Annotated in this window: 15 protein-coding genes; 4 read left to right on the forward strand and 11 right to left on the reverse strand. The window is 68.2% G+C overall.

Going from position 1 to position 13950, the window contains the following annotated elements:
* Together metK and lnt are read right to left on the reverse strand one after the other, a co-directional pair.
* The coding region (metK, locus tag HUU96_RS03725; RefSeq protein ID WP_174291516.1) for a methionine adenosyltransferase at positions 1-898 on the reverse strand (898 nt) is incomplete at its 3' end.
* Between the two features lie 68 nt (positions 899-966).
* Positions 967-2523 carry an apolipoprotein N-acyltransferase gene (gene lnt, locus HUU96_RS03730; RefSeq protein ID WP_174291517.1) on the reverse strand — a complete coding sequence of 519 codons (1557 nt, stop codon included), beginning with the start codon at positions 2521-2523 and terminating at the stop codon, positions 967-969.
* Positions 2524-2686: 163 nt separating this feature from the next.
* On the opposite strand from lnt, the gene HUU96_RS03735 reads away from it, so the two are divergent.
* Both HUU96_RS03735 and HUU96_RS03740 read left to right on the forward strand, forming a co-directional pair.
* Complete coding sequence (locus tag HUU96_RS03735; protein ID WP_174291518.1) at positions 2687-3133, forward strand: VOC family protein; 447 nt, start codon at positions 2687-2689, stop codon at positions 3131-3133.
* Positions 3130-3435 carry a polyhydroxyalkanoic acid system family protein gene (locus tag HUU96_RS03740; RefSeq protein WP_174291519.1) on the forward strand — a complete coding sequence of 102 codons (306 nt, stop codon included), beginning with the start codon at positions 3130-3132 and terminating at the stop codon, positions 3433-3435. The genes HUU96_RS03735 and HUU96_RS03740 overlap by 4 nt, the downstream gene beginning before the upstream one ends.
* A gap of 3 nt (positions 3436-3438) precedes the next feature.
* Here HUU96_RS03740 and HUU96_RS03745 read toward each other — a convergent pair whose 3' ends face one another.
* The 3 genes from HUU96_RS03745 to HUU96_RS03755 form a co-directional block, all read right to left on the reverse strand.
* A complete protein-coding gene (locus tag HUU96_RS03745; RefSeq protein ID WP_174291520.1) occupies positions 3439-4764 on the reverse strand; it encodes a PQQ-dependent sugar dehydrogenase in 1326 nt (441 codons plus the stop codon).
* A gap of 131 nt (positions 4765-4895) precedes the next feature.
* A complete protein-coding gene (locus HUU96_RS03750) occupies positions 4896-5198 on the reverse strand; it encodes an SWIB/MDM2 domain-containing protein (RefSeq protein WP_174291521.1) in 303 nt (100 codons plus the stop codon).
* Positions 5199-5263: 65 nt separating this feature from the next.
* The gene (locus HUU96_RS03755) at positions 5264-5470 is read right to left on the reverse strand and encodes a DUF2945 domain-containing protein (protein ID WP_174291522.1); all 207 of its coding nucleotides are present in this window, start codon (positions 5468-5470) and stop codon (positions 5264-5266) included.
* Between the two features lie 136 nt (positions 5471-5606).
* Between HUU96_RS03755 and folE the strand changes: the two genes are divergently transcribed.
* Both folE and HUU96_RS03765 read left to right on the forward strand, forming a co-directional pair.
* Positions 5607-6206: a GTP cyclohydrolase I FolE gene (folE, locus tag HUU96_RS03760; protein WP_174291523.1), complete on the forward strand. Its 600-nt coding sequence runs from the start codon at positions 5607-5609 to the stop codon at positions 6204-6206.
* A 256-nt stretch (positions 6207-6462) separates the two neighbouring features.
* Entirely contained in the window at positions 6463-6969 is a 507-nt protein-coding gene (locus HUU96_RS03765) for an SDR family oxidoreductase (RefSeq protein WP_254604959.1), read from the forward strand.
* Positions 6970-6972: 3 nt separating this feature from the next.
* Here HUU96_RS03765 and leuA read toward each other — a convergent pair whose 3' ends face one another.
* From leuA to ilvB, 6 genes are all read right to left on the reverse strand, one after another.
* Positions 6973-8643 (reverse strand): 2-isopropylmalate synthase, encoded by a 1671-nt coding sequence (gene leuA / locus HUU96_RS03770; protein ID WP_174291524.1) that lies wholly within the window; start codon positions 8641-8643, stop codon positions 6973-6975.
* A gap of 252 nt (positions 8644-8895) precedes the next feature.
* Positions 8896-9522: a YceI family protein gene (locus HUU96_RS03775; protein WP_174291525.1), complete on the reverse strand. Its 627-nt coding sequence runs from the start codon at positions 9520-9522 to the stop codon at positions 8896-8898.
* A 96-nt stretch (positions 9523-9618) separates the two neighbouring features.
* Positions 9619-10440 carry a glycosyltransferase family 2 protein gene (locus HUU96_RS03780; RefSeq protein WP_174291526.1) on the reverse strand — a complete coding sequence of 274 codons (822 nt, stop codon included), beginning with the start codon at positions 10438-10440 and terminating at the stop codon, positions 9619-9621.
* Positions 10441-10457: 17 nt separating this feature from the next.
* The gene (gene ilvC, locus HUU96_RS03785; protein WP_174291527.1) at positions 10458-11477 is read right to left on the reverse strand and encodes a ketol-acid reductoisomerase; all 1020 of its coding nucleotides are present in this window, start codon (positions 11475-11477) and stop codon (positions 10458-10460) included.
* 124 nt (positions 11478-11601) lie between these two features.
* Positions 11602-12117 (reverse strand): acetolactate synthase small subunit, encoded by a 516-nt coding sequence (gene ilvN, locus HUU96_RS03790; RefSeq protein ID WP_174291528.1) that lies wholly within the window; start codon positions 12115-12117, stop codon positions 11602-11604.
* The gene (gene ilvB, locus HUU96_RS03795) at positions 12117-13898 is read right to left on the reverse strand and encodes a biosynthetic-type acetolactate synthase large subunit (RefSeq protein WP_174291529.1); all 1782 of its coding nucleotides are present in this window, start codon (positions 13896-13898) and stop codon (positions 12117-12119) included. The genes ilvN and ilvB overlap by 1 nt, the downstream gene beginning before the upstream one ends.
* Positions 13899-13950 lie beyond the last annotated feature (52 nt).

Here is a 13950-nt window from a genome sequence, read left to right on the forward strand (position 1 = left end):
GCGCCACATAGGCGGCCGAACGGTCGACCTTGGTAGGGTCCTTGCCGCTGAACGCGCCGCCGCCATGCGGGGCCGCGCCGCCATAGGTGTCGACGATGATCTTGCGCCCGGTCAGCCCGGCATCGCCGTCGGGTCCGCCGATCTCGAACTGGCCGGTCGGGTTGATGTAGATCTTGGTCTCGTCGGTAATGTAGCCATCGGGCAGGATGTCATGGAACGCGCCCATCACATGGTCGCGTAGGACGGCATATTTGGCGGGATCGGCGTTGTCGCCCTTCTCGCAATAGCCGGGCGCGTGCTGGGTGGAGACGACCAGCGCGGTGGCGCGCACCGGCAGCTCGTTCTCGTAATACAGCGTCACCTGGCTCTTGGCGTCCGGCTCCAGGAACGGTGCCGCGCCGGAATGGCGGTCGGCGGCAAGCCGCTCCAGGATCTTGTGGCTGTAATAGAGCGTCGCCGGCATCAGGCCGGGGGTCTCGTCGGTGGCATAGCCGAACATGATGCCCTGGTCGCCTGCGCCCTCGTCCTTGTTGCCGCTCTCGTCCACGCCCATCGCGATGTCGGCGGACTGCGGGTGGAGATTGTTGGAGAAGTCGAAGGTCTGCCAGTGGAAGCCGGCCTGCTCATAGCCGATCGCCTTGACGGTGGCGCGGACAGCCGCCTCGATCTCGTCGAGCACGCCATCGGCCCAGTTGCCGTCGGTGTCCATGATGCCCTGGCCGCGGATCTCGCCGGCGATGACGACCTTGTTGGTCGTGGTCAGAGTCTCGCAGGCGACGCGCGCCTGCGGGTCCTTGGACAGGAACAGGTCGACGATCGAGTCGCTGATCTGGTCGGCGACCTTGTCGGGATGGCCCTCGGAGACGGATTCGGAGGTGAAGAGGTAGCTGGAACGCATGGGGTTTCCTTATGATGATAGGAAAGCCCGGCCGTTGCCATGCCATATAAAGCTTTCCTTATATGCCCCTAGCGGCGCTGGCGACGCATGGCAACGCCGCTCGCGAACAGGGCGATGCCGACCAGCGCCGCCATCAAATTGCCGAAGCGGGCGAACAGCGTCGGCGGCAGGGCAGGGGGGATCGCCGCCTCGATCGCGCCGGCGTGCTCGTGCGGTACGGTGGCGATCAGACGGCCATCGGCGGCGATGATCGCGCTGATCCCGGTGGGTGTCGCGCGGATGATCGGCAGCCCCTCCTCGATCGCGCGCATCCGCGCCTGTGCGAGGTGCTGCGGCGGTCCCCAGCGGCCAAACCAGGCGTCGTTGCTGGGATTGAACAGCAACGCGGGGCGGTGGGCACGATCGACCACCTCGCCGGAGAAGACGATCTCATAGCAGAGCTGCACGCCGATCGCGCCGACGCCGGGGAAGACGAGGTTGCGCGGGCCGGGGCCGGGGTCGAAGTCCATGTCGCCGGGCACCAGCCGAGCGAGGCCGAGCGGCTTCAGCAGCCATGGCATCGGCAGATACTCGCCGTAAGGGACGAGGTGCGCCTTGTCGTAGCGACCGGTCAACCGCGCCCGCGCATCAACTGCGAACACCGAATTGCCCGCGCCGACCATCTGCCCGCGCCGGTCGAAGCGCAGCGAGTCGCCACCCGTCATCAGCATGTCGCGCGAGCCCAGTAACGCCGCGATCCGCCGCCGCGCCGCCCAAGGCAAGGAACCGGCATAGGCATAGGCGACGAGCGGATAACCGTCCTCGACATAGTCGCGCAGCATCCCCTCGGGCCAGACCACCAGCCGCGGGGCGGGGCCGGGCCGGCCGGACAGCCGCGCCATTGCCGCGAAGGTGCGGGGGCCGTCGTCGTCGCTGCGGTCCTGCTGGCTGATGTTCGGTTGGACGACGCGGACGCGGGGTGCGTCGGCGGGAAGGGCGACCGGCGTATCCGTCAGGTAGCTGACTGCCTGAGCCGCCATGCCGCCGGATGCCGCGACCACGACGGCACCGATGGCAAGCGGTCGTCGCGAGCGGACGGCCATCAGCACCAGCCCCGCCGCCGCGATCGTCAGCCCCGACAGCGCGTATGTCCCCACCCATGCCGCCACCGCCGCGACCGGCTGCACCGGCACCCAGATCACCGCCAGCGGGTCCCAGGCATAGCCGGTGAAGACCGTCGCGCGCAGCCACTCGGCGGCGATCCACGCCCCGGCGAACACCAGCACGAACGGCAAGTCCGCGCGCGTCTCGTTCCGGAACCGCCACGCCACCCCCGCCGCCATCGCCGGGTACACCGCCAGATACAGCGCCAGCGCGACGGCGGCGGCATAGCCCAGCACCGGCGGCATTTTGTCCTGGAAATCAAAGGCGTGCTGGAACCAGTTGTCGTTGACGGTGAAGTGGCCGAGCCCGAACAGCCACCCGCGCCAGAGCGCCACGCGCACTGACGACGCTCCATTCACCAGCAGCATCCAGACGGCGACGCACAGCAGCGTCAGCGGCCACGATTCCCACGGTGCGAACCCGCACGCGGCGAGCGCGCCAAGGACGAGGCAAATGAGGGCAGGGGGCAGGCGGCGAACCATTATCCGAAGCGGCTACACGATCCTCCCCGGCACGGGGAGGGGGACCATGCGCAGCATGGTGGAGGGGCCTTGCCGCCGACGCGTCGTATGCGGCTCAGCTCTCCACCCCGGCTCCGGCGCGGTCCCCCTCCCCGTGCCCGGGAGGATCGCCTATATGGCCCGGATGACACTGCGCCCTTTCCATCTCGCCTTCCCGGTCCACGACCTCGCCGCCGCGCGCGCGTTCTACGGCGGCGTGCTGGGCTGCGCGGAGGGTCGGTCGAGCGAGCAATGGATCGATTTCGATCTATATGGCCATCAGATCGTCGCCCATCTCGATTCCGCCGCCAAGCCGGTCGTTGTCGAGAACTCGGTCGATGGCCATGACGTGCCGGTGCCGCATTTCGGCGTGGTGCTGACCATGACGGACTGGCGGGCGATGGCCGACCGGCTGGAGGCGGCCGGCACGCGGTTCGGCATCGCGCCGCATCTGCGCTTCGTCGGCCAGCCGGGCGAGCAGGCGACGATGTTCTTCCGCGACCCCAGCGGCAACGCGCTGGAGTTCAAGGCGTTTGCCGACGACGCGATGCTGTTCGCGACATCCTTCCGACCGCAGGAGCAGATGGCATGACCACCCAGCCGGTCGAGGTCGACATCCCCCACACGCTGGGCAAGGCAGCCGCCCGGGCGCGGGTCGAGGGCGGCTTCGGCCAGATCGCCGACATGATCCCTGGCGGCCACGTCACCGAGCATCACTGGGAGGGCGACAGCCTGACCTTCACGATCGAGGCGCTGGGTCAGCGGATCGCCAGCCGGCTCGATATCTTCGACGCGCGCGTTCACGCGACCGTCAATCTGCCGCCGTTCCTGGCTTTGTTCGCCGAAGCGATCCGCGCCAAGCTGGCCAAGGAAGGGACGGTGTTGCTGAAGTGACGATCAGCCGGCGCTGACCCGCCACACCGCATCGCCCACGTCGTCGGCGATCAGCAGCGCGCCCGCCTTGTCGGTGACGACCCCGACCGGCCGCCCCTGCGCCTTGCCGTCCGCCGACAGGAAGCCGGTCAGCACGTCGACCGGCTTGGCATCGGGCAGCGGGAAGCCGTTCGCTCCGAAGGGCACATACACGACCTTGTACCCCGACAGCGGCTTGCGGTTCCACGAGCCATGCTCGCCGATGAATGCGCCGTGCGCCCAATGCTCCCCCAGCTTTGCGTCGGCCGAGAAGGCGAGGCCGAGTGCCGCGACATGCGGCCCCATCGCATAGTCCGGGCGCTTGGAATATTCCTGCAAGGCCGGGTTCTTGGGTTCGACGCGGTCGTCGGGATAGCCGCCCCAATAATACCAGGGCCAGCCGAACTGATCGCCGAATTCGACCTGGGTCAGGTAGTCGGGCGCGAGATCGGAGCCGATCATGTCGCGCTCGTTGACCACCGTCCACAGCCCGCCGTTCCAGGGATTGATCGCCATGCCGTTGGGGTTGCGCAACCCCGCGCCGAAGATGCGCATGGTCTTCTCGGCTGGCCAGACCTGCAGGATGTTGGCGCGATACTGCTCGGCGGCGAGGCCGTTGTCGGCGATGTTGGTCGACGAGCCGACCGACACGTACAGGGTGCGCCCGTCGCCGGCGGGGATGACGTTGCGCGCCCAGTGGTTACCGCCGCCGGGCAGCTTGACCACCAGCTCGGGGGTGGCGGTGATCCGGGTCGCGCCGTCTGTATAGGGCACCCGTACCAAGGCGTCGGTGTCGGCGATGTAGAGCTGGCCCTTGAACAAGGTCATGCCGTGCGGCGAGTGCAGCCCGGTCATGAACACCGTCCTGGTCTCGGCAACGCCATCGCCATCGGCGTCGCGCAGCAAGGTGATGCGGTCGGGCGACGCGCCGCCAGCGCCGGCGGTGCCGAGCAGCCAGCGCATCACCGTCATGGTGATGCCGTTCCCCGGACGCGGCGGCGAGTTGCTCTCGGCGACCAGCACGTCGCCATTGGGCAGCCGGTAGAGCCAGCGCGGATGGTCGAGCCCGGTGGCGAACGGCCGGACCTTCAGCCCGGCTGCGGCGACCGGCGTTGCGCCATCGTGCCAGCCGACCGCCTTGGCGACGCCCACCGTGGGGATGATCTGGCCACGCGGCTCGCCGATCGTCGGGCGGCGACCGGTGACGGCTGCGAGCGGCAGCTGTGCCTGGTCGGGCCAGCCGAGATAGACAGCAATGCCGACGGCGACGACGAGGACGAGCGCGAGGACGCGCAGGACGTACTTGAACATGGCGGCAAGGTAGGCGGGACCGGCAGCCGCGACAATGGTTGCCTGCTTGCACTAGAAGGCCGCCGGCATCGCTGCCGACGGCCTTGCTCTGTCATCGGACCGAGGGCGAGGACGTCAGTCCTGCGGCGACGTCACGCCTTGACGTGCTGCGAGATGTACTTGTTCATCTCGAACATCGTGCACTTGTCGCGGCCGAACACCTTCTTCAGCTTGGCGTCCGCCACGATCTCACGCTTGTTCTCCGGATTCTGCAGCTTGTGGGCCTTGATATAGTCCCACACCTTGCTGATCACCTGGCTGCGCGGCAACTTGTCGTTGCCGACGATCGCGCCGAGTTCGGGCGAGGGCTGGACGGGGGCATGGATGCCGGTGCCGGAGTTGGTCTGCTTGACGGCAGTCTTCTTCGCGGCTGTTTCCTGTTTGGCGGTGGCCATCGGGGGTCCTTCCTGTTGGCGGCCGACGCTCCCAGCCGGAGCGCCGGAGCGCCGGGGCGCGGGAATTACGCTTTGGTGAGCGCGTCCGCCTTGTGCGCCGCCTTGCCGCCCTTGTCACTCTTTACGATGAACTGCGGATCGTCCTTGGAAGCGCGGATCGTCTGGCTCTTGATCTTGGTGTCGCTGGTCTGTTTCTTCTCGACCTTGCCGTGCGCGGTGCCGCCATGCGCCTTCCACGTCACCTTGTCGCCGCTCTTCAGGTCCTTGGCCATCGTCGTTCTCCCATCGGTCGCATGAGGAACACGCTGGGACGGGGATGGTTTCCAGTCATGACCGGGCGAAGGCACCGCAGTTGCCGCGGCGGAGCAGCGGCGTATGGAGGGCCGACTGGAGTGGAAGGTATCGATCATGGCTGATCCAATCGCCGCGGACGGCAAGATAGCGGTGCCCGACGACGTCGCCGAGGCGGTGCGGACGCTGATCCGCTGGTCCGGCGACGATCCCGAGCGCGAAGGGCTGATCGACACGCCGCGCCGCGTCGCCCGCGCCTGGCGGGAATATTGCGGCGGCTACGAGGACGATCCCGCCCGCCATCTGGAGCGCGTGTTCGAGGAGGTCGGCGGCTATGACGAGATCGTGCTGCTGAAGGACATCCCGTTCCAGTCGCATTGCGAGCATCACATGGCCCCGATCATCGGCCGCGCGCACATCGCCTATCTGCCGCGCGACCATGTCGTCGGCATCTCCAAGCTGGCGCGGGTGCTGCACGGCTTTGCGCGGCGGCTGCAGGTGCAGGAGCGCCTGACCGCCGAGGTCGCCGATTGCATCTGGGACAATCTCAAGCCGCATGGCGTCGCCGTGGTGATCGAGGCGACCCATGCCTGCATGAGCGCGCGGGGCGTCCGCACCACCGGCGTCAGCATGAAGACCAGCCGGATGATGGGCGTGTTCCGCGACGACGAGCGCAGCCGCAAGGAGGTGCTGGCGCTGATGGGGGTAAGTGCTTGAGCGAACGCCCGCTCGCGCTGGTCACGGGGGGGTGTCGACGATTGGGTGCGGCGATCGCGGCGCGCCTGGCCGAGGCGGGGTGGGACCTGGCGTTGCAGAGCAGCGGCAGCGCTGCGCTGGAAGAGCCGCTCCGCGATCGGATCGATCGTGCAGGTGCCGCCTGGAGCGTGTTCGAAGCCGACTTCACCGATGGAGCGGCCCCCGCGTCGTCGCCGCGACGGGGCGGCCGCCGCGCCTCCTGGTCAACAATGCCGCCTTGTTCGGGCAGGACAGGATCGAGACGACCAGCGCGGAAGCGCTTGGCGACCATTTCACGGTCAACACCGCCGCTCCTGCCCTGCTCATCCGCGACTTCGCGGCGCTCGGCGGACCGGCGGGCGAGGACCGATCGATCGTCAACATCCTGGACCAGCGGATCGTCGCGCCCCATCGCGACCAGCTCGCCTATACCTTGTCCAAGGTGGCGGTCGCTGCGCTGACTCGGATCGCCTCGGTGTCGCTCGCGCCGGCGATCAGGGTGAACGGCGTCGCTCCGGGACTGACGCTGCCGACGGAGGATTACGACGCCGCGATGATGCAGCGGCTTGCCCGGATGATGCCGCTCTTGCGACTGCCCTCGCCCGATGAGGTCGCGGACGCGGTGTTGTTCGCGGCATCCGCGATCGGCCTGACCGGTCAGACGATCTTCGTCGACGCCGGTGCCCATCTGCGCGCCTGGCCGTGCGATTTCATGCACTTGGCGGGTGAAGTTCGCTCCGACTGACCGTTACTGACGATCGCCGGCGCGGTTGCCGGCGCTCAACACCGCTCGGACACTGGCGGTCGCGACGTCATGATCGATGCCGACGCCCCAGATCACCGCCCCTGCCGGGGTGCGGCACTCGACATAGGCGGCGGCCTGCGCGTCGGCACCATGGCCAATCGCGTGCTCCGAATAGTCGATGACGTCGAGCGCGGGGCCGCCATGCTCGCCCAGCGCGGCGACGACGCCGGAGATCAGGCCGTTGCCGCGGCCGCTGATCGACCGTTCGACACCGTCAACCGCGACGCGGCCGACGAACAGCCGGTCGCCGACGCTTCCCGTCTCCTCATAGTCGCGCAAGCTGAAGCGGTCGCTGTCTTCGGGAAGGTACGCCCGCTGGAACGCGCCCCAGATGTCGGTGGCGTCGAGCTCGCGGCTGGTCTCGTCGGCGAGGCGCTGGACGTGGCGGCTGAAATCGGCCTGGAGGCGCTTGGGCAGCTTCAGCCCGCGGTCCTGCTCGATCACCCAGGCGACGCCGCCCTTGCCCGATTGCGAGTTGACGCGGATCACCGCTTCGTAGCTGCGGCCTAGGTCGGCGGGGTCGATCGGCAGGTACGGCACTTCCCACAGCGCGTCGTTGCGCGCCTCCTGCGCAGCAAAGCCCTTCCTGATCGCGTCCTGGTGCGAGCCGGAGAAGGCGGTGAAGACCAGCTCGCCGGCATAGGGCGTGCGCGGGTGGACGGGCAGGTTGGTGCAATAGGTGACGGTGTTCACCACCGCGTCGATGTCCGACAGGTCGAGCCCCGGCGACACCCCCTGCGTGTAGAGGTTGAGGGCGACGGTGACGAGGTCACAATTGCCGGTGCGCTCGCCATTGCCGAGCAGGCAGCCCTCGACCCGGTCCGCGCCCGCCATCAGCCCCAGTTCGGCGGCGGCGACGCCGGTGCCGCGGTCGTTGTGCGGGTGGAGCGACAGGACGACGCTGTCGCGGTTGCGGATGTGGCGGCCGAACCACTCGATCTGGTCGGCATAGACGTTCGGCGTGGCGCACTCGACGGTGGCGGGCAGGTTGAGGATCAGCGGCTTGTCCGGGCTCGGCCGCAACACGTCGATCACCGCCTCGCACACCTCCAGGCTGAAATCGAGCTCGGCGGTCGAGAAGGTCTCCGGGCTGTATTCGAAGCGCCAGTCGGTGGCGGGGCGCTTCGCCGCCTCGTCGCGCAGCATGGCCGCGCCGTCGGTGGCGATCCGCTTCACCTCGTCGCGCGACATGCCGAACACGATCTTGCGCCACGCCGGCGAGACCGCGTTGTAGAGGTGGACGATCGCGGTCGGCGCTCCCTCCAGGCTGGCGAAGCTGGTCTCGATCAGGTCGCGGCGGGCTTGCGTGAGCACTTGGACAGTGACGTCCGCCGGTATGCGGCCGCCCTGGACGAGGCCGGAGATGAAGTCGAACTCGGTCGTGCCCGCGCTGGGGAAGCCGACCTCGATCTCCTTGAGGCCGATCTTGACGAGCAGGTCGAACAGCCGCGTCTTCTTCTCGGCGTCCATCGGGTCGATCAGCGCCTGGTTGCCGTCGCGCAGGTCGGTCGAGAGCCAGCGCGGCGGCCGGGTGAGGGTGCGCGACGGCCATTGCCGGTCGGGCAGGTCGATCGGCGGGAATGGCGAGTATTTCGTCGAAGGGTCACGGAGCATGGCAGCGGGTCCGTAGCGGGCGTTGGCGGGCGGAGCGGTTTGTGCCCTTAGCCGGCCCGATCTGCCCGCATCACAGCACGCCGACCGCCGCCTAAGGGCGGATAAGTCGTAGCGCGAGGAGGGTGGCCCGCTTCATGCCCGGCCCCTTGGCGCAGGTCCGCACCGCTGTCCAGCCGGACGTTCGATCCGATCCGCTTGCGCCGGGCTGCAGGGGCAAGGGGAGGACGCCGCTGCCGACGCCCTCCCGGCCGGTTACGCCGTGACGAAGGCGGCGTGGATGTGCACCGTCGCGGTGTCGGAAACATAGGGCGCGGCGATGCCGACGCCGAAGTCGCTGCGCTTGACGATGCCGTTGGCGGTGAAGCCGAAGTTCAGCTTCTTATTCATCGGATTGACGCCCGCACCGACGAACTTCGCCTCCAGCGTCACCGGCTTGGTGATGCCCTTGATCGTCAGATTGCCGACGATCGTCGCCTGGTCAGCACCCTTCGGGGTGACGCTGGTCGAGACGAAGCTGGCGGTCGGGTATTTGGCGGCGTCGAAGATCTCGTTGGACATCAGGTGGTGCGCAAACGGCGCGCTGGTGACCGCCAGCTGGTCGACCTGGAAGGTCACCGCCACCTTGGCGGCGGCGGGATGGGCCGGGTCGATGGTGATTGAGCCGCTTGCCGCGCCGAACATACCCGACAGCATGGAGAAGCCCATATGGTTGACCTCCCAGGCGACCTGGGTGTGGGCGGGATCGACCTGATAGGTGCCGGCGGCGATACGCGAGACGATCGGCGCGCCGGGCTGGGCGGCGGTGGTCGCGAGCTGCGCGAGGGCGGGAGCGGTGGCGGCGAGCGCGATGGCTAGCGTCGGAACAAGGGAAAGGCGCATGGTGAGGGTCTCCTGTTAGACTGCCTCGAACGTGGTGCGCCGCAGCCGCCGCGTCAAATCCCCTTCACGGCAACGCATCGTTTCAGCGCGTCGCGATTACGATCGCCAGTCGCGGATGCGCAGATTGGCGGTGCCCATGTCCCGCACCGCGAAGCGCCGCCACAGGAAGCGATAGAAGAACCAGTCCTTCAGCCGAAACGGCGTCAGATGGTAGAGCAGCCGCTCGGCGAGCGTCCAGCGGACGTGTGCGCACGCGCCGCGGCGGGTCGAGGGCATACACCAGAAGTCGGCGCTATAGCTCGAACGGCCAAGCTTCAGCACGCGCTGCATCAGTTCATGGTCGTCGAGCACCCAGGGCCATGCCTCCGACCGCGGACCGCCGGCCTCGCGCAGCACCGAGGTGCGGAAGCACTGGCCGAAGGTGCCGGTATGGGCCTGACGGCGCATAATCAGGCTGGCGATCCGTTTCTGATAGCGGCGCAGAACCCCGGCGACGCAGAGCGGCCCGTGCGCCAGATCGATCGCCATCGCCGCGACGACGCCGGGCCGCGCCAGCATCGCCTCGGCGCGCGCCAGATAGTCTGGTGGATACCAGGTGTCGGCGTTCCACAAGCTGACGAAGGGCGTACGCACCCGGTCGAAGCCGGCCTTCAGCGCATGGCTCGGCCCCGGCTGCGGCTCGAAGACATGCTCGACCTCGATCTGCGGCTCAACAGCGAGCAGATCCCGGCACAGCGCTTCCGTGCCGTCGGTCGAGGCGTTGTCGACCAGCACCAGCCGGAACGCCGGACCGCGCTGGGCGATCGCCGCCGCGATGGTGCGGCCGATATATGCCTCCTCGTTGTAATAGGGGAGGACGATCGTCCAGCGGGGGTCGTCACCGGCGGTGCGCATGTCGCCGACTAGCGCCGACAACATGGCCCAATGATGTCGGTTCAGTTACGAGTCTTGTCGACCAGCGCGTTCTTGCCGATCCACGGCATCATCGCGCGCAATTCGCTGCCGACCTGCTCGATCGGGTGACGCTGCGCCGCCTTGCGCGCCGCCTTCAACTCGGGCTGGCCGGCGCGGTTGTCGAGGACGAAATTCTTGACGAAGCGGCCAGACTGGATGTCGGCGAGCACCCGCTTCATCTCCGCCTTGGTCTCGTCGGTGATGATGCGCGGACCGGTGACGATGTCGCCATATTCGGCGGTGTTGCTGATCGAATAGCGCATGTTGGCGATGCCGCCCTCGTACAGCAGGTCGACGATCAGCTTGGTTTCGTGCAGGCACTCGAAATAGGCCATTTCGGGGGCGTAGCCGGCCTCGACCAGCGTCTCGAACCCCGCTTGGATCAGGTGGGTGATGCCGCCGCACAGCACCGCCTGCTCGCCGAACAGGTCGGTCTCGCACTCCTCGCGGAAATTGGTCTCGATGATGCCCGAGCGGCCGCCGCCGACCCCCGACGCATAGGCCAGCGCGATGTCGTGGGCGTTGCCCGACGCGTCCTGGTGGATCGCGATCAGGCAGGGGACGCCGCCGCCCTTGACGTATTCGGATCGGACGGTGTGGCCGGGACCCTTGGGCGCGATCATGATGACGTCGATGTCGGCGGGCGGCTCGATCAGCCCGAAATGGACGTTGAGGCCGTGCGCGAAGGCGATCGCCGCGCCGGGCTTGAGGTTGCCCTTGAGGTCGTCGGCCCAGATCGCCGCCTGATGCTCGTCGGGGGCGAGCATCATGACGATGTCGGCCCAGGCGGCGGCATCCTTGTTGGACAGGACCTTGAAGCCGGCGTCCTCGGCCTTCTTCGCGGTCGGCGAGCCGTCGCGCAGGGCGATGGCGATGTCCTTGACGCCGCTGTCGCGCAGGTTCTGCGCGTGGGCATGGCCCTGCGAGCCATAGCCGACGATCGCGATCTTCTTGTCGCTGATCAGGTTCAGGTCGGCGTCGCGATCGTAATAGACACGCATTTTCTTTGCCCTTTTCTATTCGTCACGCCGGGCTCGTCCCGGCATCCAGAGCCACGAGCGATCGCGCTTGTGGCCCTGGACCCCGGTCGAGCCCGGGGTGACGGTGGTGGTGGTTGATGAGAGGTTACGCCGCCTCGCGCCCCCGCGCGATGGCGACGATGCCGGTGCGGGCGACCTCGATCAGGCCGACTTCGCTCATCAGCTCGACGAACTTGTCGATCTTCTCCCGCCCGCCGGTCACTTCGAACACGAAGGAGGAGATCGTCGCATCGACCACCCGCGCGCGATAGACGTCGGCGAGGCGCAGCGCCTCGATGCGGTGGTCGCCGGTGCCGGCCACCTTGACCAGCGCCAACTCGCGCTCGACATGTTCGCCCTTGGCGGTGAGGTCGGTGACGCTGTGCACCGGCACCAGCCGGTCGAGCTGGGCGATGATCTGTTCCATCACCGGCGGCGAGGCGCTGGTGACGATGGTCAGGCGGCTGACCGCCTTGTCATGGGTGATCTCGCTGACCGTCAGGCTCTCGATGTTGTAGCCGCGCGCGGTGAACAGCCCGGCGACGCGCGCCAGCACCCCCGCCTCGTTGTCGACGATCACCGCCAGCGTGTGGCGCTCGGCGGCTTCCTGGGTGATGTGCATCACACCAGCGCCTTCGCCGCGTCGTCCATGTCGCCCTCCACCTCGCTGACGTGGAGGATCATGTCGGTGTGCGCCGCGCCCGACGGGATCATCGGGAAGCAGTTGGTCAGCTTCGCCACGCGGCAGTCGACCATCACCGGTCCGTCATGCGCCAGCATCGCGGCGATGCCGCTCTCCAGCTCGCCGCGCTCCTCGATGCGGAGGCCGAGCCAGCCATAGGCCTCCGCCAGCTTGACGAAATCGGGCAGCGAATCTGAATAGCTCTCGGCATAGCGGCTCTCGTACACCAGCTCCTGCCACTGGCGGACCATGCCCATATATTCGTTGTTGAGGATGAAGATCTTGACCGGCAGCCGGTATTGCTTCGCCGTCGCCAGCTCCTGGATGTTCATCTGGATCGACGCCTCGCCGGCGATGTCGATGACCAGCGCCTTGGGATTGCCGAGCTGCGCGCCAATCGCGGCGGGCAGGCCATAGCCCATCGTGCCGAGGCCGCCGCTGGTCAGCCACTTGTTGGGCGCTTCGAAGCCGAAATGCTGCGCCGCCCACATCTGGTGCTGGCCGACCTCGGTGGTGATGATCGGGTCCCGCGCCCGCGTCGCCTCCCACAGCGCGCGGACGGCGCGCTGCGGCATGATGGCGTCGCCCTCCTCCTCGAAGTCGAGGCAGCGCTTGGCGCGCCAGCCCTCGATGCGGCTCCACCAGTCGGTCAGGTCGGGCTTGGGGTGCTGGCGCGACTTCCAGATGCGCACCGCATCCTCCAGCGCATGGCCGACGTCGGCGACGATGGCGAGGTCGATGCGCACCGTCTTGTTGATGCTCGACCGGTCGATGTCGACATGGACCTTGCGGCTGAACGGGCTGAACGCGTCGAGCCGCCCGGTCACGCGGTCGTCGAAGCGCGCGCCGAGCGCGACCACCAGGTCGGCCTGATTCATCGCGTGGTTCGCCTCATAGGTGCCGTGCATCCCCAGCATGCCGAGGAACTGCGGGTCCGACGCCGGGAACGCGCCCAGCCCCATCAGCGTCGAGGTCACCGGCGCGCCGGTGATCCGCGCCAGCTCGCGCAGCAGCTGGCTCGCGCCCGGCCCCGAGTTGATGACGCCGCCGCCGGTGTAGAGGATCGGCCGCTCGGCGGCGGCGAGCAGGTCGACCAGCTGCTCGACCGCGGCCCGGTCGGCCTTCACCTGCGGGCGGTAGGTCTTGTGCTGGATCGGCGCGGTGCCCGCGGGCTTGACGTAGCGGGCGCTGGCGACCTGCACGTCCTTGCAGATGTCGACCACCACCGGGCCGGGCCGGCCGCTGGTGGCGATGTGGAACGCCTCGTGGATCACCTCGCCGAGCCGGGCGGGGTCCTTGACCAGATAGTTGTGCTTGGAACAGTGCCGCGTGATGCCAACGGTGTCCGCCTCCTGAAAGGCGTCGGTGCCGATCAGCGCGGTCGGCACCTGGCCGGTGATGACGACGATCGGGATCGAGTCCATCAGCGCGTCGGTGATGCCGGTGACCGCATTGGTCGCGCCCGGCCCCGAGGTGACGAGGACGACGCCGGGCTTGCCCGTCGAGCGGGCATAGCCCTCCGCCGCGTGCACCGCTGCCTGTTCGTGGCGGACGAGGATGTGCTTGATCCGGCCGCCCTGGGCGTTGTGGCGGAACAGCGCGTCGTAGATCGGCAGTACCGCGCCGCCGGGATAGCCGAAGACGACCTCGACGCCGAGGTCGTTCAGCGCTTCGACGAGGATGTCGGCACCGGGCAGTTCGGCGCCAGAGCGTTCGGGCATGACTAGGGCTTTCGGGGCGGGGAGGGGCAGGCGGGTAGAGGGGGAAGGGGGC

It is taken from the genome of Sphingomonas bacterium (genome assembly GCF_903644135.1).
In the GTDB taxonomy this organism is placed as follows: Bacteria; Pseudomonadota; Alphaproteobacteria; order Sphingomonadales; family Sphingomonadaceae; genus Sphingomonas.